This is a genomic window from Rothia sp. HMSC071C12 (assembly GCF_001813895.1).
GTDB lineage: Bacteria > Actinomycetota > Actinomycetes > Actinomycetales > Micrococcaceae > Rothia > Rothia mucilaginosa.
In genome coordinates, this window is the sequence record NZ_KV814371.1 from 65399 (window position 1) to 87751 (window position 22353).

Here is a 22353-nt window from a genome sequence, read left to right on the forward strand (position 1 = left end):
AGCACCCCCAACAGGGGTGCATTGTTCACGGCCTACTTAGGGCCAAAAATCATAATCAGACCAACAACGACCAGGGCGAGCAACAGCACAATCCACAGCCACGCCAGGGAGGGCTTCTGCGCAGGCTGCAGAACCTCTTCAGCCTTCTCAACAGCGCTCTCAGAAGCAGACTCTTCCTCAGCTTCCTTCGAAGCCTCAGCAGAAGCAGCCGAAGCAGCCTTCGACTCAGCCGGCTTAGACTCTTCAACCTCAGAGTCCTCTTCGGACTCCTCGGCAGTCTCCTCGACCAGTGCTTCTTCGGGATCCTGACGATCCACCATGCGCTGCAGCAGCTCCTCAACCTCATCCGGGCTCAGAGCAACAGTCGGGTCGCCGTCCACCGAATCCACGGTATCCCCTGCGGAGGCGCTATCCAGCACGCTCAGGTCAAGACCCTGCGCGTCCACCGCGCTCACGCGGGTGGGCAGCTCGTCAGCAGACTCTTCAACCTCAGCAACCTCAACAGTCTCTTCCTCAACGGAAGCAACCTCGGTCTGCTCAGTCTCAACGTCAGAGCTGTCCAGCTCCTCAACCTTCGGCTCATCGCGCACCAGGTACTGGTGCAGCTCGGGTTCCGGTTTCTCCTCCTTAACCACGGCAATGACCGGGATCGAAGAAGTCATCGGGTTATCCACCGCGGAGGGGCTGGTCGCATCCACACGGTTCTGCGCGATCTCTTCGGGGCGCAGAATACGCAGGCTACTGGTCAGAGGAGCAGGCTCGTGCAGCTTCTCCTCATCGTTCGCTTCAGTGTCAATCTTGCCCTGAGCCGCCAGCGCCGCAAAACGACGCTGAACAGCCAGAACCTGCGGGTCAATAGCGTCCGTATAAATCACGGAGCCCATGTTCGCAACAGGCTTCGCGGGCTCACCGCGGCGGTTCGCGCGCAGGTACTCGGCAACTTCTTCACGGTAGCGGGCAAGACGGCGCGGACCCATCACCTTAGTAGGCGGCGGCACCTCAATGCCGTCCTCGGTCACGTACGTCTCGTAGAGGTACGCTTCGTCCTCGCTATAGGGCTTCGAACCCGTAGCTTCACTCATGTGTTCCCTCATTATTCGTCGATTGGGGTGCCTGCCCAGACTCATCCTTCACGCGGGGCAAGCCGTCACGGTACGCCGTCAAGGCGTCCTTCTTGTACAGGCCGTACTTAGCAATGTACTGCACCACACCATCGGGCACCAGGTACCAGATGGGGGCGTCTGCAGCTGCGCGGCGACGAATATCGGTCGAAGAGATCGCCATCGCAGGAATCTTCAGGGTCGTAATATGACGACCCTCAGCCAGCGGCGGATCCAGATCATGATCGGGGCGGGTCACGCCCACAAAAGTTGCCAAATCCCACAGCTTATGGGCATTACGCCAGGTCATAATCTGGCTGATCGCGTCCGCGCCGGTAATGAAGAACAGGTCAGCATCCGGGCGCAGGGCGCGCAGCTCGTTAAGCGTATCAAAGGTGTAGGTGGCGCCGCCACGGTCAATATCAATACGGCTCACCGTAAAACGCGGGTTCGACGCGGTTGCAATCACCGTCATCAGGTAGCGATGCTCAGCGTCACTCACGTGCCGCTCCCCCACCTTCTGCCAGGGCTGACCGGTCGGAACGAATACGACCTCATCCAGGTCGAACACGGCGGCAACTTCACTAGCTGCCACCAGGTGTCCGTGGTGAATCGGATCGAAGGTTCCACCCATCACGCCCAGACGCACCCGACCGGGAGTGCGCGGGGGAATCGACTCGGTGCTCGGAGCACCAAAATCAAGGTGAACAGGCTGGTCAGTCACAAATGCCGTCCTTGCTGGGGACAGAGACCGCACCACGGCAGCTAAAAAGCCACCACAGGCGCGGATGCGGGCAGGTACACAGAAGGTACGCAACACCGAAAAAGGTGCCCGCGTACATTCCCCTCTATGCTACCTGCTTACGGTCAAAAAAACCGAAATGACGGGGGTGAGCTAAGCCGCCAGTGGAATACCCAGCCAGCACGCCCGACCACAGGCTCACCCGCGTGTTCCGACACGCACATCCGGCGCGAGCGGCAACCACAGAACACAAAAGAAAGCACCGCACACAAGAAAGCACCGCGCACCGGAGCCAAACCCCGGTACGCGGCACCACTCACTGTCTATGAAACAGCTGTCTATGAAACAGCTGTCTAGGCAACAGCTGTCTAGGCAACAGCTACGCTTCAGCTACTAGTCGTCGACGTTCGGCATGTCGATATTCTCGTCGACCTTGCCTTCCTTCAACTTCTTGCGGTACTCAACCGACTCGGTCCACACGCCTGCAGCGCGCTCGGACTCCAGCTCGGCACGAGCCTCCGCCTTCGCGTCCATACGCTCCTTGTACTCCACACGCTTCTGCGCACGAGTCGGGCGAATGATCTCTTCCAGACGAGCGTCCGTACCACGCGGGGAGGACAGCAACTCAGCGCCACCGACCATGGTCGGCTCCCAATCGAAGATCACCGAGTTGTCATTCTCACCAATCACCACGGCGTCACCGGCACGAGCACCAGCCTTGAACAGCTCATCCTCAACACCCAGGCGCGCCAGGCGGTCCGCCAGGTAGCCGACAGCCTCATCATTATTGAAGTCAGTCTGCTGAATCCAACGCTCAGGCTTCTCACCAATCACGCGGAACAGCGGCTCAAGGTTACGCTCCTCGCGGCGAATAATGAACTCCTGCTTCTTCTTACCGCGGAAGCCCTTCGGGCGAACCACAGGAGCCTCAACAACCACGCGCTCCGCTTCCTTCTCGGCAGCGGCACGAGCCTCGCGGTCTTCCTCAACGAGCTTTGCCATCGCAAAGATCAGGGACTTCAGACCCTCATGGGAAGCAGTCGAAATCTCGAAGACCTTGAAACCCATCTCCTCAAACTCGGGGCGAACAAACTCAGCCAGCTCACGAGCCTCAGGAACGTCAATCTTATTGAGCACCACAATCTGCGGACGCTCATGCAGCGGCACGGTCACACCCGCAGTCGGGTCAACCTCATAGTTCTGCAGCTCGCCGCGGATTACCTCAAAGTCGCTAATCGGGTCACGGCCCGGCTCCAGAGTCGCACAGTCAATCACGTGCACCAGAGCCGAAGAACGCTCCACATGGCGCAGGAAGCGGTGACCCAGACCGCGACCCTCAGAAGCGCCCTCAATCAGACCCGGAACATCCGCAACGGTATAGCGAACATCGCCTGCCTGCACCACACCCAGGTTCGGGATCAGGGTGGTGAACGGGTAGTCAGCAATCTTCGGACGCGCCGCAGAAATCGCAGCAATCAACGAAGACTTACCCGCCGACGGGTAACCCACCAGAGCCACATCCGCAATGGACTTCAGCTCCAGAACAATATCAGCCTCTTCACCGGGGGTGCCCAACAGAGCAAAACCGGGAGCCTTACGCTTAGCCGAAGCCAACGCAGCGTTACCCAGACCGCCCATACCACCATGGGCAGCAACATACTCGTCGCCCACACGCAGCAGGTCAGCCAAAACATTACCCTCGCGGTCCTTCACCACAGTACCCTGCGGCACGGTCAGAACCAGGTCCTCACCGTTATAGCCGTGGTGCATATCGCCACGACCAATATCGCCATTCGGGGCGTGCTGATGCGGGCTGTGGTGGTACTCCAACAGGGTCGTGGTCTGGTTATCCACGCGCAGAATCACCGCGCCACCATTACCACCGTTACCGCCGTTAGGGCCGCCCAGGGGCTTAAACTTTTCACGTCGCACGGAGACGCAGCCGTTACCTCCGCGACCGCCAGATACATGCAAGACCACGCGGTCCACGAATTCTGCCACGGGTTCTCCTTATCTTGGAAAATCTTCACTTCGCCACCGCACGGCACACACCAATCATGCTGCGGATGCGGCGGCAGGCGCGACCGGGTTGGGGTGCGCCTCATCGTGGAGCCCAGCACGGGCGGGCGTCCACGGCATTCGAGGTCATAGCGAGAGGGGGTAGACTAACGCCTACCCCCTCTGCCCTAGCGGTGAGTATTACTCAGCTGCTGCCAGGATGTTAACGACCTTGCGGCCCTTGCGGGTACCGAATTCGACGGTGCCTGCTGCCAGAGCGAACAGGGTGTCGTCGCCACCGCGGCCAACGTTCAGGCCGGGGTGGAAGTGGGTGCCGCGCTGGCGAACGAGAATCTCGCCTGCGTTGACGGACTGGCCGCCGTAGCGCTTAACACCGAGGTACTGGGGGTTCGAGTCACGGCCGTTACGGGTGGAGCTTGCGCCCTTCTTGTGTGCCATTCTGTATTCCTACCTTAGGGTTGAATTCCGGTCGTTTCGATTACGCGTTGATAGCGGTAATCTTGACGGTGGTCAGCTCGGCGCGGAAGCCCTGACGCTTCTTGTAACCGGTCTTGTTCTTGTACTTCTGAATAACGATCTTCGGACCGCGCAGGTCCTCAACCTTCTCAGCAACAACCTTGGCGGAAGCCAGGGACTTTGCGTCAGCGGTGACCTTGTCACCGTCGACGAGCAGCAGCACGGGCAGCTCGATGGTGCTGCCGGGCTCGCCTGCAACACGGTCAAGGGTAACGAGGTCGCCTACGGAAACCTTCTCCTGGCGGCCGCCAGCGCGTACAATCGCGTATGCCACTATGGGACTCACTTTTCTCGACAACTTGCTTCTTGAATCTCACACGAATGAGCAGCCTGCGCTTTCATTGCTGTGCGCCCTCCCCCGCCAGTCGAATGACCGCGAACAAGGAGGAACGGCCCGTGCGTTCCGGCGGGATTGCCCGCCGAAGCCAACACGCGAGGCTCACCGGTGGTGTCTCTCTCCCGCACGTTTCGACTCAGCCGAATACTCGACCGCGCCGAAGACGATGCGGGTGGGAGCGGTGTCTCCCGCTGGCCCTGCGTCGATAGGGCTTCACTGAGATAAACACCAGTCCTTAAGGATACGGCATGATCTACGCGCCGCGCAATAGATAATTTTGCGGAACACTCGAAGTCGGCACGTGATGCTCCTCTAATACTGCACCGCACTCTTAGTAGCGCCTTTAATAATGACGCAGCACACGCACAGAAAAAAATAGCCTCGGTAGGGAAGTTCCGGCTCGCCCTACCGAGGCTATCTCATATACACACACCATCGGATTTCCGATGATCGGAAGCTAAAGACTAATCGTCCTTACCTTCACGCTTAATGTCGGCAGCGGCAACGCCAATGCCGAACAAGACAGGAGCCGAAGCGTCATCAGCCACCGGAGCCACATCCGCAACAGAAGCGGAAGCAACCACGGAACCCTCAGCACGCTCGGAAGCGTCCACGGTCACGACCTGAGCACCGGCACCGGCGCTCGAAGCCGCACGGCGAGTGCGACGCTTACGCGGGGTCGAACCGGGCACCTGAGCCGCAGGCTTCTGAGCCTCCTCAACCGGAGCCTCAACCGCTGCGGGAGCTGCGCCCACCACGCCGGTCACCGCCGGAGCACCAATCACGCCGGTCACAACCGTGCGAGACTCAGGCTTCTCAACCTTATCAGCCTTTGCGGGTGCCTGCTCGGATGCCACGCTCTGCTCAGCTACCTTCTCGGCGCGCTTCTCATCAGCGGCACGACGCGCACGGCGGCGGGACGCACGCGGAGTCTCACGAACGTCCTCAATGCGCAGGTCCTCACGCTCAACACGCTTGGATTCCTGAGCCTTCTGCTCGGAGTTCGCCTCAGCGTTCTGCTGCTCACGGTCCTGGCGCTTCGCCGCACGATCCTCACGGTTCGAACGGAACGACTCGCCCTCGGCACGGGCAATACGGCCAGCCTTCTGAGAAGCACGAGCCTTCGCCTCACCGGCGCGAATCGCCTCAAAACGATCCGAAGAGCGGCTAAAGCGCGGGTCGAGCTCCGGGTCAACGTGGTGCTCGTCCTCCAGCGCACCCGCGCCGGAATCCTCCACAGCGGCGATATCCGCATCGGTCAGCTCGCGGCGCTTACGGTTACGAGAAGACTTCTTCTCGCCACGCTTAGACGAACGACGCTCCTCAGAACGGTCCTCCGAACGCTCCTGCTCAGAGTCCTGCGAGGAACCCTCAGCGGACTCCTCCACGCGGTCAAACGCGCTCGCCAGCTGCTCCAGGGAGAAGCCGCCCTGCTCACCAATCCAGTTGCCCTCGGTGACCTCAGCGACCTTGTCCTCACGCTGAGCAACCTCCGCGTGAGCCTGCTCGCTGGCAGCCTCGGCAATACCCTGAATCTCCTGCTCAAGCGAAAGCTCAGCGGTCTCCGCGCGGCGCGAACGCTTGCGACGCTTACGCTTCTTGCGGGTCGAAGCAGTCTCCTCCGAAACGTCCTCGCTCTGAGCGGATGCGGCAGCCACAGCAGCCATAGCGTTACGGCGCTCAGCCTTCTTCGACTCCAGAGCATCCTGCTTCTGCTGGTCACGAGAATCCTCGCGGGCAGCGGCACGGCTACGCTTACGGTCATTACGCTCATGGCGGTGGATGTAATCCGACGCGCCACCGCTACGACCGCTCAGCGGCTGATCGTGAACCACCAGGCCACGACCGGCACAATGCTCACAGGGCTCCGAGAAGACCTCAAGCAGGCCGGTACCCAGGCGCTTACGGGTCATCTGAACCAGACCCAGCGAAGTCACCTCAGCCACCTGATGCTTGGTACGGTCACGGCCCAGGCACTCAATCAGGCGACGCAGAACCAGGTCACGGTTCGACTCAAGCACCATGTCAATGAAGTCAATGACGATAATGCCGCCGATATCGCGCAGACGCAGCTGACGGACAATCTCCTCAGCAGCTTCCAGGTTGTTCTTGGTGACAGTCTCTTCCAGGTTGCCGCCGCTACCGGTGAACTTACCGGTGTTCACGTCCACCACGGTCATGGCTTCGGTACGGTCAATCACCAGCGAACCACCCGAAGGCAGGTACACCTTACGGTCCAGTGCCTTCGCCAGCTGCTCGTTGATGCGGTAGTGGTCGAAGAGGTCGTCATCGCCGTCCCACTGCTGCAGGCGGGAAACCAGGTCCGGCGCCACGTACGTCACGTACGCCTCGATGGAATCCCAGGCGTTCTCGCCCTGAACGATCATCGCGGTGAAGTCCTCGTTGAAGACGTCACGCACGGTCTTAATCATCAGGTCGGGCTCCTGGTAGAGCATCTCCGGAGCCAGCACCTTGCGGGAGTTAGCCTTCTCCTGGATCTCTTCCCACTGCGCACGCAGACGGTTAATGTCGTGGGTCAGCTCCTCTTCAGAAGCACCCTCCGCCGCGGTACGAACGATTACGCCAGCACCCTCGGGCAGCTTGTCCTTCAGAATCTTCTTCAGGCGAGCACGCTCAGTGTCGGGCAGCTTGCGGGAAATACCGGTCATCGAACCACCCGGCACGTACACCAGGAAGCGACCGGGCAGGGAAACCTGGCTGGTCAGGCGGGCGCCCTTGTGACCAATCGGGTCCTTGGTGACCTGCACCAGAACCGAATCGCCGGGCTTCAGGGCGTTCTCAATCTTGCGGGGTGCACCGTCCAGACCGGTCACATCCCAGTTGACCTCGCCCGCGTACAGCACAGCGTTGCGGCCGCGTCCAATGTCAACGAACGCAGCTTCCATGGACGGCAGAACGTTCTGAACCTTACCCAGGTACACGTTGCCAATCAGGGAATCCTGCTGGGTCTTGGACACGAAGTGCTCAGCCAGCACGCCGTCCTCAAGCACACCGATCTGGATGCGGCCGTCCTTCTGACGAACCAGCATCTGGCGGTCCACGGACTCGCGGCGAGCCAAGAACTCAGCCTCAGTCACGATGTGGCGGCGACGACCCAGGGAGCGGGACTCGCGGCGGCGCACGCGCTTCGCCTCCAGGCGGGTAGAACCGCGCACACCGGTCACAGTGTTGGATGCGTGAGAATCAGCCAGGCGCGGTGCACGCACCTTGGTGACGGTCTCAACGTCATCATCAACGCCGCCCTCAATCTCAATATCTTCGGTACCGCGGCGACGGCGACGGCGACGGTGGCTCGTCACCTCAGCCTCAGCAGCGGCCTCCTCGCGGCGGCGCTCCATGCGCTCCTTACGCTTCTGCTCCTCGGCAGCGGCGCGGCGTGCCTCACGCTCCAGCTTGGCGGCAACAGCGAGCTCGCTCAGCTCCTCCGGCTCGGGCGCCATGAACAGCGGCATCGCACCCATGGGGGTACGCGAGCGCAGCTCCTGCAGCTTCTCGCGCTGCAGGTCGCTAATGGTCTTCACAGGCTCGGGAGCTACTTCGGGCTCCTCAGCAGACTCTTCTACTGCGGGTGCCTTGAGTGCAGCCTCTTCGGTTGCGGATTCCTCAACAGCTGCAGCAGCCTCGGCGGGCTGCTCTGCGGCAGGCTCTTCAGCGGGAGCTTCAGCCTTCTCAGCCGGTGCGGGGGTTACGACCTCAACCTTGGCGGTCTCTTCCTTCACCTCAACGGCAGACTCGGCAGTGGGCTCAGCCACCTTCTTCTCAGCAACCGGCTCAGCAGACTCAGCGGCAGGGGCAACAACTTCCTCCACCTTCGCGGTCTTCTCAACGGTCTCGACCTTAGCGGCCTTCTCCACGACAGCAGGCTCAGCCGCCTTCTTCTCAGCAGCCTCAAACAGGCTATCCAGAGTAGAAGCAACCTCGGTCTCAGACGCAGCGGGAGCGGCAACCTTCGGTGCCGGCGCGTGCTTAGCCTTAGCGTTACGCAGGTTGGTCAGGCCAGCCGCAATCGCCTCATCCAGGGGAACCTCAGGAGCCTTCTCCTTCTTCGGGCGACCCGGACGGCGGCGCTCAATACCCTGCTGGGCGTCAGAGCTCTCACGAACATTCTTACGCAGAGTTTCACGGGTCTCTGCAGAGGCGTTCTTCTCCTCCGCGAGGGCGTTCAGCGCCTCAAAAACCCCAAGTTCGACGTTCTTCTCGTCAGACATTAATCTTCTTTCGTTACACCCTGCTCCGCACCGCAAGGATTTTAACAGCGCGCATACAGCGCAAAGCCTAGTTGCTGTCACCGCGGCTCAAGCCTCACCCTACGGTGCGCGTTCATCGGCGCTACCGGGCACTATCTCGTTCAGTGCTTCTGCCGTAGGGGGCGAGCGGGCGGAACGCAGAGCGCGCCGCGACGGTCACAGCCACCTCGCTCTCGAGCACGGCACGCTCACACCCTTCCTGGGTGCCCTGCCGGTCTTCGGGTTTCTTCGCCGAGGCGGGCGGCCCGCGCGGTGCGACAGTTATGCTCCGCGGCTTATAGCCGGCGCTCTTCGGGTACTCTCCCTCGATGCGTTGGTGGGGATCTTTATGCGCGTGCGGGGCGCACAAGACACCGTGTTCCATTATACCCGGTAGAGAGTACCTCTAAGCCACCCCACCCATCCTATCTGGGCTCCACCTCCCGGCAGGATGCGCGGGCACATTACTACGGGCACCTTGCAGCAGGCACATTGCTGCGAGCACGCTGCGGCGGGCGCATGGCGGGTACAGCAAAGCCGGGCATGCCACTACGCACCACCCGGCTTCAAAAACTTTCAGAGGAGGGGCTAGTCCAGACCCAGCTCCGCATCGCGCGCCTCACGAGCCTGCTGAGCAAGCTTCGGGTCGGTCGGCAGGTACTCCGGACCGGAACCGGTCGCAAACGGAACACCCAGAATGAAAACAAACGGAGAAACCACCAGCAGAATCACCCACAGCAACGAGAAGTGACCGGCGGTCAGCAACAGCAGGGCAGTCAGAAAAATAACGGCAGCAGCGCCCATTGCGGCAATTCCGGCAGTCTTCACGGTTCTCCTCGAAGGGGTATCAAGAATCTAGTGTCCAGCAGAACGGCAGGCAGTCAACGCTGCGGGTGAAACCCGCGGACGGCTCCGGCTGACGCCGCTCAAGAATATACCTGACCATTATACGCACCCGCGCCGCCTCCCCGCTGACCGCCGCCGGCAAGGTTGCCGGCGCCTCCCCCACTACCCGGAACATTCTTCCCGGCACAATCTGCCTGCGGGTACAGCAACGCCCCGGCACCAACAAGTACCGGGGCGTTGAATGTTCGGGGCATCAGCCCTCAAATGCTTAGCGCATCATATTCACAATGACCTCAAAGAAGCGGATCACAATAATGCCGAAAATCAGGATCAGCCACAGGCTAATCGCAAACCACGACCAGCCGCGAGCGCTCTCACGCATCGACTGCGACGCCGGAATAACACCCGCCGAAATATTGCGGACCGTAGTCTTCACAAAAAGCGTGATGGTCATAACCCACACGATCATGCAGAACAGGCACAGGGCATTAATCTGGAACGTCGTCTGGTACCACAGCCACATGATGAACGCGGTTGCCGCAGCCAGACCAATGTTCATGCACACCCAGAACCACTTCTTAAACTGTGCGCCCGCCATGATCGCGGCACCGATAGTCACCACAATCGAGAAGCCCACCAGACCAATGAACGGGTTCGGGAAGCCGAACGCTTCCGCCTGTGGAGTGCGCATCACCGTGCCGCAGCTGAGCAGGGCGTTGATATCGCAGACCGTGGAGTGGCCGGCATCAATGTAAATCTGCAGGCGCTCATACACCAGAATCGCTGAAGAAATGAGTGCGATCAGGCCGGCGCCAACCAGCCAGAATCCGAGCTGTCGGTCTGAGTAGCCGCCCGGGGTTCCCGCGTGCCCGTGCTGCGCTTCTTTTGCAGCGTGGGTGGGCTCGGTAGTACTCGATGCGGCGGTACTCATACGACTCCTTTAGATAGTGTTTTACGGTGGTACTGTCCCAGCAGCACCGTCTTAAGCTCTGTAGTGTTGAGGGGTGCATGCAACCGTCAACGCGGCAGACGCCGGGGACAGCTGAGGAGGTGCCGGTTAGGTCCCTCAAGGGTGCGCCTCACCTCGTGCAGTAGCGGGTACGTATCGGCGCGGCATAGCCAGCACCCCGGAAGCGGTACCCCATTTATCCTAGCCTCTCACACCGCCAAATGGCACGCCATCAGCCTATATGTTCCGTTTTATGACGTGCTATTTTACACAGGTGGGCGCGTTTTCTGTGCACTTTCGGGGCATTTTCAGGGGCTCATTCCGGGCACTTTCGGGGCGTCTTGAGCACGCGAAACCCCCGGGAGGCGCCCGCAATTCAGCGGCGGGCGGAACCTTCCGAGGGTTTCAACGGGATATTTTCTAGGGCTTTATCCGGGGCATCACTTAGGGCGGTATTACCTAGGGCAGCGGGTGGGTGTACGACTCATCAAAGAACAGCTGCTCCAGCTCCACCGCGCGGCTAAAGAACTCGCGGGCACGCTGCGCATCCGACGGGCCCACACGGTCCAGTTCGCGGCGCAGGAAATCAACCAGCTCACGAAACTCCGGGTAGTCGTGAAGGCTAATCCACTCGTGGTGCACAAAAGATTCAGGACGCTTGGCGGGAGCCTTCGACGCCCAATCCAGGTACAGGCCCTCGCAAACCACCAGCACCGACAGGATCGCCGCGTAGCTGCCGCTAGCCGCCGCGTCGAGGAAGAGACGCTTGAAGCCGGTGGTCGCCTCCGTATCGGGCATGGAATCACGCTGATGCTCAGTCACGCCGAGAGTTTCAAAACAACGCAGGAAGTAGGTGTTCTCATCGCCCGCAATCTCGCCGGCAAACTGCGCCAAGCGCAGGCGACCCGCGAGAGTATCAGCGTTAGCAATCGCGCCACCAATCAGGGCGAGGAAGGTATCGAGGAAACGGTAGTCCTGCACCAGGTACCCCGCCATGACCTGCGGGGCGATCGAGCCGTCAAAAAGCTCAGCAACAAAGCGGTGATTCGTGGCGGAAAGCCAGGTGTCGAGGTTCTCCTGGCGCAGCGTCTCCGTGAACGAATCGGTGCCAATCAAATCGGTGAAGGGTGCGGGCATGATGGGTGCCTTTCACTATGTGGCATACCGTCGCTGGTATGCGTATGTGTGCGGGTGTGTTGGTGCGGCCTCAGGCGTTGGGGCCGGCGCCTCAGCGAATATAGCACCGTGACGCCAAGGCGTGCCCGGTTTTGCGCCCCGGTGCCCGCAAATTTTCGTTCTTTTCGATTTTTTGGGTGGGTGAGGGCGGATGATGCCGGTCAAATTCGGGCGATTGGGGTTAGGTGAGAGCCCATGGGAACACGTGAGAAATCATGCGTTCGAGTGGGAGTATGAGGGCAAAGGCATAAAAAGCGGGGGCACGAAAAAACGGGGTGCCACTCCCCCAGCCAATAAATACTAGAAATACTAGCCGGAGGGCGGCACCCCGCCTCATGTCTGTAACCTCAACAGACCGCTTTAGTTGTCCGAGTCTTCGTCATCACCGAAGAAATCATCGGTGTACGAATCGCCCAGCGGCAGACCCAGCGAATCCTCCAGCGAAGAACCCGCCGCAGACTCGCCACCCAGCTCAGCCATGATGCCGTCCAGCAGCTCATCCGGCTCAGCAGAGGCAGCCGCAGCCGCCGCGGCAGCCAGAGTCGAAGCCGACGCCGCGCCCGCAGAACCCGCATAAGCACCCTCGGCGCCCAGCTCATCCGGCAGCTCCTCAGCCTCAGCGCCGGGGGTCTTCGCCTCCTCATGCGCCGCCAGCAGGGTACGCGCCTCACCAATGACCGTAATCGAACCGGTAATCAGCACACCCGCTGACTCCTGCTCAAAGAGTGCGTTCTCCATGGCGGTGGCAATCGCCTCGTCCAGGTGCTCAAACACCTCAATCGAGTCTTCGTCCAGACCCGCATCCAGCGCCAGCTCGTGTAGACGCTCCGGCGCAATCGCACGCGGCGAATCCGACGCCGCCAAGTACAGGCGGAACGTGCCGTCAGAAGCGTCAACGTACTCTTCGCGCATGGTCTCAAACATGCCCAGAGCATCCTTCTCACCCAAAATACCGACCACGGCGTGCAGGTGGGACAGCTTGAACGCTTCAGTCAGCGCAGCCGCGGACGCACGCACACCGTGCGGGTTGTGGCCCGCATCCAGGATGGTCAGCGGCTCGGTGCGCACAACCTCCAGACGGCCCGGCGAGCGCACCGTCTCAAACGCGGTACGCACCACGTTCTCGGGCAGCTGACGCTGACCGCCGAAGAACGCCTCCACGGCGGCGAGAGCCACCACGGCGTTCTGCGCCTGATGCGCACCGTGCAGGGACAGCGGCACATCCGGGTACTCGCCCGCCAGTCCGCGCAGGGTCAGCAGCTGACCGCCGACCGCAAGCTCACGGGAGACAACGCCGAACTCCACGCCCTCAAAGGCGAAGGATGCTTCCTTCTCGCGGGCGGAGGCGAGCAGCACGTCCGCCGCTTCCGGGTCCTGTGCCGCAGAAACCAGGAAGCCACCGGGCTTGATAATGCCGGACTTTTCGGTCGCAATCTCGGCGAGGGTTTCGCCCAGCATGTCGGTGTGGTCCAGACCGATCGGGGTAACCACGGAAACCACGCCGTCGGCAACGTTCGTGGAATCCCAGGTGCCGCCGATACCGACCTCGAGCACCACCACGTCCACCGGCTCGTCCGCGAAAATCGCGAAGGCAAGCACGGTAACGGACTCGAAGAAGGTCAGGGCGGGCTCGCCGCGGGAGGTCATCTCCGCGTCCACAATCTGCAGGTAGGAGGCGATTTCCTCCCAAATACGCACGAAGGTGGCGTCCGGTACGGGTGCACCGTTAATGCAGATACGTTCGGTGACGCTTTCAAGGTGCGGGCTGGTAAAGCGGCCCACACGCAGGTCGTGGCCGAGTAGCAGCGCCTCAATCATACGGGCGGTGCTGGTCTTGCCGTTCGTGCCGGTGATGTGGATGACCGGCGCGGCACGGTGCACGTCGCCGAGGATTTCGACGGCACGCGCCACGGCGTCCAGGCGCGGCGCCATCTTGTTTTCGGGTGCTCGCGCCAGCAGTTCACCGTAGACCCGCTCCACGCCCTCGGGGTCGGGAATTGCGGGGTAATTCTTCTCGCTCATTGTTCTCCTCACTGGGATAGCCGGCCGGTGCCGGCAGGGGCCCACCGTGCGGCAGGATAACCGTGCGGCGGGATAGACGACGGGCCGCCCCGCCCAATCAAGGGGGCGGGACGGCCGTACGGTTCAGGCGTTTTATGCCTTGGCTACGCTAATGCTCAGCTCGGCTGCTTCGCTCAGCTGCAGGGACACGGCGAGGGTTTCGCCGGTCACCAGTGCTTCGTTGGTGCGCAGAGCTGCCAGAGTTTCCTCCGGTGCCGCGATGCTCAGGTTGATGCGGTCCGCAACGTTCAGGTCGGCGTCCTTACGTGCCTGCTGAATAGCGCGGATGGTATCGCGGGCGATACCTTCGGCAACCAGCTCGTCGGTCAGCTCAATGTTGAGGACCAGGAAGCCGCCGGGCAGAACCGCAGCCGCAGTGTGCTCAGCACCCTCAGCGTCAGCGGCAACCACGGTTGCCAGCTCGTATTCGCCCTCTTCCAGAGCCAGGCCGCCGTCCAGAGCTGCCACGCCGACCAGGACGGTACCGTCCTCGGTCACGGCCCAGTCACCGGACTTGGATGCCTTAATGGCAACCTGCACCTGCTTGCCCAGGCGCGGACCTGCCGCACGTGCGTTGACCTTCAGCTGCTGGGAGATGCCGTAGTCGGCGGGGTCGACGGTGTCGGCGCTGACCAGCTCCACCTGGCGCAGGTTCAGCTCGTCCTCGACGATGTTCGCGAAGTACTCCGCGCCCTTCTCGCCGAAAGCGGTACCCAGCGCAGCGAACTGCTCGGGTGCGATCGCCACGGTCATCTTCTGCAGCGGCTGGCGCACGCGGATCTTCTTCTCCTTGCGCAGTGCCGAACCGGCGGAGCAGACCTCACGCACGGTCTGCATGAGAGCCAGCAGGTCGGACTCATCAGCGAAAGCGGATGCCTCGGGCCAGTCAGCCAGGTGCACGGAGCGTTCACCGGTGAGGCCGCGGTAGATTTCCTCGCTGCTGAGCGGCAGCAGGGATGCGGCGACCTTCGACACGGTCACCAGTGCGGTGTAGAGGGTGTCGAATGCGTCGGTGTCTTCGTTGAAGAAGCGCTCGCGGGAGCGGCGCACGTACCAGTTGGTCAGTGCGTCGGCGTACTGGCGCAGGGATTCGCAGGCGTTCCAGATGTCGTAGGAGTCCATCGCTGCGGTGACCTGCTCGATGAGTTCGCGGGTCTTGCCGAGGATGAAACGGTCCATCACGTGCTGCGAGTCGTACTTGAGCTTTGCGCTGTAGCCTTCACCGTTGTTGGCGGCGTTAGCGTACAGGGCGAAGAAGTGGTAGACGTTCCACAGCGGCAGCATGACCTGGCGAACACCCTCGCGGATGCCCTGCTCGGTCACGATCAGGTTGCCGCCACGCAGGATCGGGGAGGACATCAGGAACCAGCGCATTGCGTCGGAGCCGTCGCGGTCGAGGACCTCGGAGACGTCCGGGTAGTTACGCAGGGACTTGGACATCTTCTGACCGTCCGAGCCGAGCACGATACCGTGGCTGATGACGTTCTTGAACGCGGGGCGGTCGAAGAGCGCGGTCGCCAGTACGTGCAGCACGTAGAACCAGCCGCGGGTCTGACCGATGTACTCGACGATGAAATCTGCCGGGTAGTGGTTCTCGAACCATTCCTGGTTCTCGAAGGGGTAGTGCACCTGCGCGTAGGGCATGGAGCCGGAGTCGAACCAGACGTCGAGCACGTCTTCCACGCGGCGCATGGTGGACTTGCCGGTCGGGTCGTCCGGGTTCGGGCGGGTCAGCTCGTCAATGTACGGGCGGTGCAGGTCGGGTTCGCCGTCCTTGTTCAGGGGCAGGCGGCCGAAGTCTGCCTTGAGCTCTTCGAGGGAGCCGTACACGTCCATGCGCGGGTAGTTCGGGTCGTCCGAAACCCACACGGGGATCGGGGAGCCCCAGAAGCGGTTACGGGAGATGGACCAGTCGCGTGCGTTCTCAACCCACTTGCCGAACTGGCCGTACTTCACGTTTTCCGGGATCCAGTTGATCTGCTTGTTCAGCTCGTACATGCGGTCCTTGAAGTCGGTGACCTTCACGTACCAGGAGGTGATTGCACGGTAGATGAGCGGGGTGCGGCAGCGCCAGCAGTGCGGGTAGGAGTGCACGTAGGACTTCTCGCGGATCAGCACATCGTCTGCCTTGAGGGCGTTGATGATGGTGCGGTTCGCGTCGAATGCCTGCACGCCTGCAATCTCAGCCAGAGCGGTAGAGCCGGAGGCGGTGGGCTCGGCGAAGAGGTTCAGGAACTTTGCGCCTTCGTCGAGGGAGAGGATCACGGGGATGCCGTAGCCTTCACAGACCTTCTGGTCGTCTTCACCGTAGGCGGGTGCCTGGTGGACGATACCGGTACCGTCACCGGTGGTGACGTAGTCGGCGACGAGGATCTGCCAGGAGGTTTCGGTGCCCCACTTTTCGGCGTCTGCGAAGTAGTCCCACAGCGGGGTGTAGCGCACGTGCTCGAGCTGGGAGCCGGTGTAGCGTGCGGTGACGGCTGCGTCTGCGTCCTTTTCGGGCTGGTCGCCTTCGTAGCCGAGGTCCTTAGCGTAGGAGCCGAGCAGGTCGGAGGCGATTAGGAAGGAGCGGCCCTCGAACTTGCCTGCACCGGGTACAACGGAGTATTCAATCTCGGGTCCGACGGCGAGCGCCTGGTTGGTGGGCAGGGTCCAGGGGGTGGTGGTCCATGCGAGTGCTTCGACGCCGTCGAGTTCTGCGGCGACCTTCTCGTCAGCACCAAGGGCGGTGTCTGCGGTGAGGCGGAATGCGACGGTGACGGTCTGGTCCTGGCGGTCCTTGTACACGTCGTCGTCCATGCGCAGCTCGTGGTTGGAGAGGGGGGTCTCGTCCTTCCAGCAGTAGGGCAGCACGCGGAAGCCCTGGTAGGTCAGGCCCTTATCGTAGAGGCGCTTGAACGCCCAGATGACGGACTCCATGTACTCGACGTTCAGGGTCTTGTAGTCGTTTTCGAAGTCGACCCAGCGTGCCTGGCGGGTGACGTACTTTTCCCACTCGTTGGTGTACTTGAGCACGGATGCGCGGGCAGCGTCGTTGAAGTTGTCGATGCCCATTTCGAGGATTTCGCGCTTGTCGGTCATGCCGAGCTGCTTCATTGCCTCGAGTTCTGCGGGCAGGCCGTGGGTGTCCCAGCCGAAGCGGCGTTCTACCTTGTGGCCGCGCTGGGTCTGGTAGCGTGCGACGAGGTCCTTGGCGTAGCCGGTGAGCAGGTGGCCGTAGTGGGGCAGGCCGTTAGCGAAGGGAGGGCCGTCGTAGAAGACGAATTCGTTTTCGCCGTTTTCGCCTGCGGGGCGGTTCTCAACGGATGCGGAGAAGGTGTTGTCCTTCTTCCAGTAGTCGAGGACTGCCTCTTCGAGTGCGGGGAACTTGGGCGATGCGGTGACGCCGCTTCCTGCGGCTTCGAAGGCGCTCGCCTTGGGGTAAACATGGGACATGTGTTTGTGCGCCCTTATCTGTTGTTCTCAACGCTGAGAGGTTGGGGCGACAGGGTACGTAGCACTCGTCGTCCGCACCGTTTCAGCGGGTGAGGATTGACATGACGGGTGCAAGGACGCCTAGGCATCGCTGACTTGCCCGGGTTGTGCCGGGGGTCGGGATGCGGCGCGGTACCACCTTGCTTACTGATTTAACAGCTCAACGCACCGAACCCTCCCGGGGCTAGCGGGGTGTCGCGTGTCCGCGATACCTAGCCACCGGAAGAGCGGCGCGTTGGGCGGGTATCAGTCGCTTATTACAGCTATATCGGGCTTAACCGTCCGGTTCTACTGGGACTACATCTCTTCCGCTAAGACACCCTCGCCGCAGCGATTGGCGGGTGCCCGCAGGTGCGGTCCGTTCTTCCGAATTGCTCGCCGGTGATGGCCGGGTCGTTGCAAACACTAATAGTTTATGTGGCTTTTGTGCCTGTATGCAACCCCGCGGGGTGTGGGTTTGAACAGTACTATTCAGATGCGCCGATGCCGGGGACACAAAACAGAATGGTTCTTCGTTCGGCGATATTTAGAGCGAGTAGGGGGCTTAAGGGGTCTTGCCTCACCCCACGCTCGGGCGTGTTTAAGGATGTATGTTTTTGCATTCCCCCGGTGTTGCTTTAAGTGGGTTTCGATTTTTTCGTGGGAGCCCATGGGATTGCAGTCAGTGCAACCACAAGATATGGGGTGAACACCGATGTAATTCCACTAGATATTCACCCCTGCACGTTTTCATCTCTTCAACACCCCGTGTGGGAACCGGTTTTTCTGAATGATTCAGCAATGCATAGCGGGTGAATAGAGTGCATATTTGGGAATTGTTGAGCGGGTTTCCCCTTGTTGAATCGGGTATTTCTCCTGAACTACTGAAGGCCTCCTCACAACCAGAAGGTTGAGCCAATCCCTCCCCTATCCCCCATTTTTTGCAAACACTGGGACGAGGCTCTTTCGTTTTTTAGGCCATAAATATGATTGAAATCACTTAATTTAACATACGTGCCGCCTCTCACCGAAGCGCCCACTCCCATCAAATAGCTCCCCATCGACAGAGCATAGTCACAATACTTTACGGTGATTGATATCTTGAGTGATCCATAGACTCACAGAGATTACTAAGGTGTATTTTCGTGCATTTTGAGCTCAAAATAGTCTAAAATGAATCGTGCAACACATCAATGAAGATTCGATAGCATCTGCCCTCTCACCGGGGCGCGACCACAGCAATCTCAAAGATGAGTTCACCAGTACCCCTCGCCCACTGCGTGAGGTACGCCCGAGGTCACTTCCGGACAGGGTCTGAAACCACGGCATCTACCCGAAGTTTTCACCCCTTTCACGACCTCACCCAACACGCCATACAACCACGCGCCCGCCGCCGGGTGCCCCGAGCCCGCCTCGGGAATAATCAAGGAGTTCACCGATGCTCTCACCCTCTTCGAGCACCCGTTCCGCCGTTTCCCGCCTTATGAGCCGCCGTACTCTGCTGCTCGGTGGCGCGGTTTCCCTCATGACCGGTTGCGCCTCCGATATTCGCCCGCTGAGCGAAGAAGCAAAAGCTAAGGTAGGCTCCCCCACCCCTTCCGCGAGCGCTTCCGCTTCTGCATCTAGTTCACCGTCTGCTTCACAGTCTGCTTCGGCGACCGCATCAGCAAGCGCTAGGAGCAGCTCGTCCAGCGCGGCACGCGTACCCGTATCTAAGGATGCACTCGTTGAGGGTTGGGAAAAGTACCCCGGTCCCCTGAAGCTGACCGGTGAATACATGGGCGAGTACCAGCCCGCAACGGATTCTTCCCCTGCGAAGAACGTACCTAAGCCCCTCAAGACCGTTCCGCACCGTGAAGAACCGACCTTCCAGGGCGCCTACGAGACGTTGCGTGCCTACTACAGTGCTCAGATCACCGCACTCAAGGATGGCCACTACGCGGATCAGGCGATTGAGCTGACCTACCCGGCAGACAAGAGCGCCATTGATGAGGTCAAGGCGGTCAAGGAACTGTATGAGCAGAACGGCTGGTACATGGACTTCACGTGCAGCATTTCCATGCGGAATACGGAGCCTCGAACCGCCCTGAAGAACGGTGACGGCTACGTAGAAATCATGATGGACGCCAAGTATTCTGCCACCGCCATCCATCAGCCGGACGGCACCGAACGCAAGATACCGGCAATTACCCAGGTAGCCATTCCGCACGTGATGCTCTACACCGAGGGTAAGTGGTGGCGAATCGGCAACGATTATCTGAACGAGCGTCTGAATGGCGGCAAGGGCTCTTCCGACTCTTCTAGTTCAGCTGGTTCCAGTTCCGCAGGTTCTAGCGGTTCTTCGTCCTCGGGCCGAGGCTCCACTAAGGTCTAAATCTGCATGCGCATAGTCCGGCGCGGTCTAAACTAGCCCCGTTTCATCAATTTCATACGCACTAGCCCAAAGTCGTTGAGGCACGGTCCCCCTGCACCTCACCGACTTTGGGTTATTGCGTCTTAAAGACAATGTTCAGGGTTTTTTGACGAAGTTTTAAAACCAGTCTTCTATAGTAAGAAGTGGATACTTCATACCGCCGCAGTTCACGCTCCGGCACACCCGTATCCCGGTACCCCCCCCTGTACCGAGCACCATACAAAAACGATGAGGCGGATCCTTTCGTACGCATCACAGCGTTGTGAAGCGAGCTACCTCGATCAACCACTTTCAGGAGATACCATGTCCTTCCGGCCGAGTGCACACACCAACTTCTCTGCTAACGACCGAAACGGATTGACCCGCCGCACCGTTCTTTTTGGCGGTCTGACCGCCGGCGCTTTCGCCCTGGCAGGATGCGCCTTCAACAAGGATATTCGCCCCACCGGTACCGGCGATACTTTCTCCGGTTCCCCGAGCGCCTCCGCCTCCCCCTCGGCGTCTGCGTCGGCTTCGCCTTCTGAGTCTGCCTCGGCTTCGGCATCCGCTTCGTCTTCGTCTTCGTCAAGCCGTAGTAGCGCGAAGATTATTCCGTCCGACGAGTTCTTGAAGGACTATAAGAAGTACATTGGCGACGTCAAGTACGAGTACAAGCCCGCCATTGCGCACTATGTTGAGCCGACCGACACCTCCCCCGCGAAGAACGTCCCGATCCCGGTCATTGATACGGTGGCTCAGCGTACCGTCAGCCTCGAAGGCGCCTACAAGACCCTGGCTGCTTACCAGAGCGCGTACATTGCCGCGATGTACAGCGGCGATCTGCAGTACCTCAAGGGTCTGGTCCACGGCGCTGACAGCGGCCTGGTCAACAACCTGAAGGCTATTGCTAAGCTCTACGCTGCGGGCGGTTGGACTAAGGACTACGAGAGCAAGCTGAGCATCCGTGATGACAAGGATGCGAAGGCTCTTGCCTCTTCCGATTTGGCTGTTGTGGCGTTCCCCTGCCGGGATGTCGTCAAGGAATACACCATCTACCAGAAGGGCACGGGTGAGCCTCAGAAGGCAAGCACCCTGGAAGTCGTGATCTACGTGGTGTACGCCGAGGGCAAGTGGCGTGTGACCAGCCGCGAGTACTTCGTGTCGGAGTACAGCGACCAATTCCGCAAGGTCTTTGAGGGTCCCTCTGCTTCTGCAAGCAAGTCTAGCGGTGGCGGCTCCGGCAGCTCCGGTGGCTCTAGCTCCGGTAGCAGCAGCGATTTCAAGGTCTAGGCTCTGAGGCTCTAGGATTTGAGACTCTAAGCTCCGAGACTAGGCTCTGAGAGCAATACCCCTGACGAAAGCGGGGCGGGTATCAACTGATACCCGCCCCGCTTTCATATGTTTTTTTGACGCTGTTTTTGCGCCGCGGCATTCCCGGCGCTACTCCGCCTGCGAGCGCCTCAGCCGCCCAACATCTAGCATCTGCACGCACAGCAATAACAGCAGGCACAGCAACAGCCCCGCTCCTTGGCAACTAGGAAAAACCAAGGATGCGGGGCTGCGCAATATTATCTAACGCACCGCGCTATCTAGCGCACCACCTCTAGGAGGTGGAACGCTCACGCAGACGCTCGTGAACCTCGCTCACAAAGCGGTTCTGATCATCGCGAGCATAATGCACGACCTCACCGATGACGGTAATAGCCGGCGCCCTAACCGATGCGCAATCTACCTGAGCGTTCTCAAGGGTCGTGACAGTCACGCGCTCCTTCTCAGAGAAACCGTTCTCAATGGTTGCCAGCGGCGTGTCAGCCTCAATCCCACGAGAGAGCAGAGACGCCACCGTATCGGGCAGGGTACGAACGCCCATCAGCAGCACCACGGTGCCCTGGGCACGCAGGGTCGCCTCAACCGCCGACACTTCGGTCTCCGACAGGCCGGAGTGACCAGAAATGACGGTGAAAATCGAGGATACCTTACGCAGGGTCACCGGAATCGCCGCACGCGCAGGAACCGCGATAGCGCTGGTAATGCCGGGGATGACCTCAGCCTCCAGGCCTGCGGCGATGCACGCATCCAGCTCTTCAGCACCGCGACCGTACACGTACGGGTCGCCACCCTTCAAACGCACCACGGTCTTACCCGAAAGCGCGTAATCAATCATGAGCTGCTGAATGCGGGACTGCGGAACAGCGTGCTTACCGGGAACCTTGCCCACATCAACAATGAGGGCGTTCGGCGCGTACTCACCGTACTCCTGCGGGGCGAGGTGATCCAGAAGAACCACGTCCGCCTCACTCAGGGCACGTGCCGCACGCAGGGTCAGCAGGTCAGCGGCACCGGGGCCGCCACCCACAATGTAGACCTTGCCGGGGTTCTCAGCAGGCTCGCCGGGCAGAAGGATGCCGCGTTCCGTCACGCTATCGTCCAGGGTGTGCCCGGGCGCCCCGCCCGCGAGGATTTCGTCAATAGTGGCGAACTCGCGGGGCGGGAACGGAGGAATCTTCGGGCACAT

The 22353-nt window shown here is 60.7% G+C and carries 14 protein-coding genes; 2 read left to right on the top strand and 12 right to left on the bottom strand.

The features are described 5' to 3' along the window. Positions 1 to 32: 32 nt before the first annotated feature. The 11 genes from HMPREF2942_RS03620 to ileS form a co-directional block, all read right to left on the bottom strand. Positions 33 to 1082 (bottom strand): sulfite reductase subunit alpha, encoded by a 1050-nt coding sequence (locus HMPREF2942_RS03620; RefSeq protein ID WP_070688415.1) that lies wholly within the window; start codon positions 1080 to 1082, stop codon positions 33 to 35. Next, positions 1075 to 1824 carry a nicotinate-nucleotide adenylyltransferase gene (gene nadD / locus HMPREF2942_RS03625; RefSeq protein ID WP_070688416.1) on the bottom strand — a complete coding sequence of 250 codons (750 nt, stop codon included), beginning with the start codon at positions 1822 to 1824 and terminating at the stop codon, positions 1075 to 1077. Before nadD ends, HMPREF2942_RS03620 begins: the two co-directional genes overlap by 8 nt. 411 nt (positions 1825 to 2235) lie before the next feature. After that, positions 2236 to 3843, bottom strand: a complete 1608-nt coding sequence (gene obgE / locus HMPREF2942_RS03630; RefSeq protein WP_070688417.1) for a GTPase ObgE — start codon at positions 3841 to 3843, stop codon at positions 2236 to 2238. A gap of 198 nt (positions 3844 to 4041) precedes the next feature. Beyond that, on the bottom strand, positions 4042 to 4299 hold the full coding sequence (gene rpmA, locus HMPREF2942_RS03635; protein WP_005505766.1) for a 50S ribosomal protein L27: 258 nt from the start codon (positions 4297 to 4299) through the stop codon (positions 4042 to 4044). Between the two features lie 40 nt (positions 4300 to 4339). After that, on the bottom strand, positions 4340 to 4651 hold the full coding sequence (gene rplU / locus HMPREF2942_RS03640) for a 50S ribosomal protein L21 (RefSeq protein ID WP_005505764.1): 312 nt from the start codon (positions 4649 to 4651) through the stop codon (positions 4340 to 4342). Between the two features lie 527 nt (positions 4652 to 5178). Next, positions 5179 to 8943, bottom strand: coding sequence for an Rne/Rng family ribonuclease (locus HMPREF2942_RS03645; protein WP_083313459.1), 3765 nt, complete (start codon positions 8941 to 8943; stop codon positions 5179 to 5181). A gap of 606 nt (positions 8944 to 9549) precedes the next feature. Further along, the gene (locus tag HMPREF2942_RS03655) at positions 9550 to 9789 is read right to left on the bottom strand and encodes a hypothetical protein (protein WP_005505761.1); all 240 of its coding nucleotides are present in this window, start codon (positions 9787 to 9789) and stop codon (positions 9550 to 9552) included. A gap of 286 nt (positions 9790 to 10075) precedes the next feature. Further along, positions 10076 to 10738: a vitamin K epoxide reductase family protein gene (locus HMPREF2942_RS03660; protein ID WP_049354518.1), complete on the bottom strand. Its 663-nt coding sequence runs from the start codon at positions 10736 to 10738 to the stop codon at positions 10076 to 10078. 477 nt (positions 10739 to 11215) lie between these two features. Further along, positions 11216 to 11893: a TenA family protein gene (locus HMPREF2942_RS03665; protein ID WP_005505759.1), complete on the bottom strand. Its 678-nt coding sequence runs from the start codon at positions 11891 to 11893 to the stop codon at positions 11216 to 11218. Between the two features lie 399 nt (positions 11894 to 12292). Further along, positions 12293 to 13954, bottom strand: coding sequence for a bifunctional folylpolyglutamate synthase/dihydrofolate synthase (locus tag HMPREF2942_RS03670; protein ID WP_070688419.1), 1662 nt, complete (start codon positions 13952 to 13954; stop codon positions 12293 to 12295). A gap of 132 nt (positions 13955 to 14086) precedes the next feature. Further along, positions 14087 to 17428 (bottom strand): isoleucine--tRNA ligase, encoded by a 3342-nt coding sequence (ileS, locus tag HMPREF2942_RS03675; protein WP_049327276.1) that lies wholly within the window; start codon positions 17426 to 17428, stop codon positions 14087 to 14089. A gap of 1456 nt (positions 17429 to 18884) precedes the next feature. Between ileS and HMPREF2942_RS03680 the strand changes: the two genes are divergently transcribed. Together HMPREF2942_RS03680 and HMPREF2942_RS03685 are read left to right on the top strand one after the other, a co-directional pair. Further along, entirely contained in the window at positions 18885 to 19820 is a 936-nt protein-coding gene (locus tag HMPREF2942_RS03680; RefSeq protein WP_070688420.1) for a DUF6318 family protein, read from the top strand. 342 nt (positions 19821 to 20162) lie between these two features. Continuing rightward, the gene (locus HMPREF2942_RS03685; protein WP_070688421.1) at positions 20163 to 21128 is read left to right on the top strand and encodes a DUF6318 family protein; all 966 of its coding nucleotides are present in this window, start codon (positions 20163 to 20165) and stop codon (positions 21126 to 21128) included. Positions 21129 to 21441: 313 nt separating this feature from the next. Here the strand turns inward: HMPREF2942_RS03685 and cobA are convergent, their stop codons facing one another. Next, positions 21442 to 22353 (bottom strand): uroporphyrinogen-III C-methyltransferase, encoded by a 912-nt coding sequence (gene cobA, locus HMPREF2942_RS03690; protein WP_070642518.1) that lies wholly within the window; start codon positions 22351 to 22353, stop codon positions 21442 to 21444.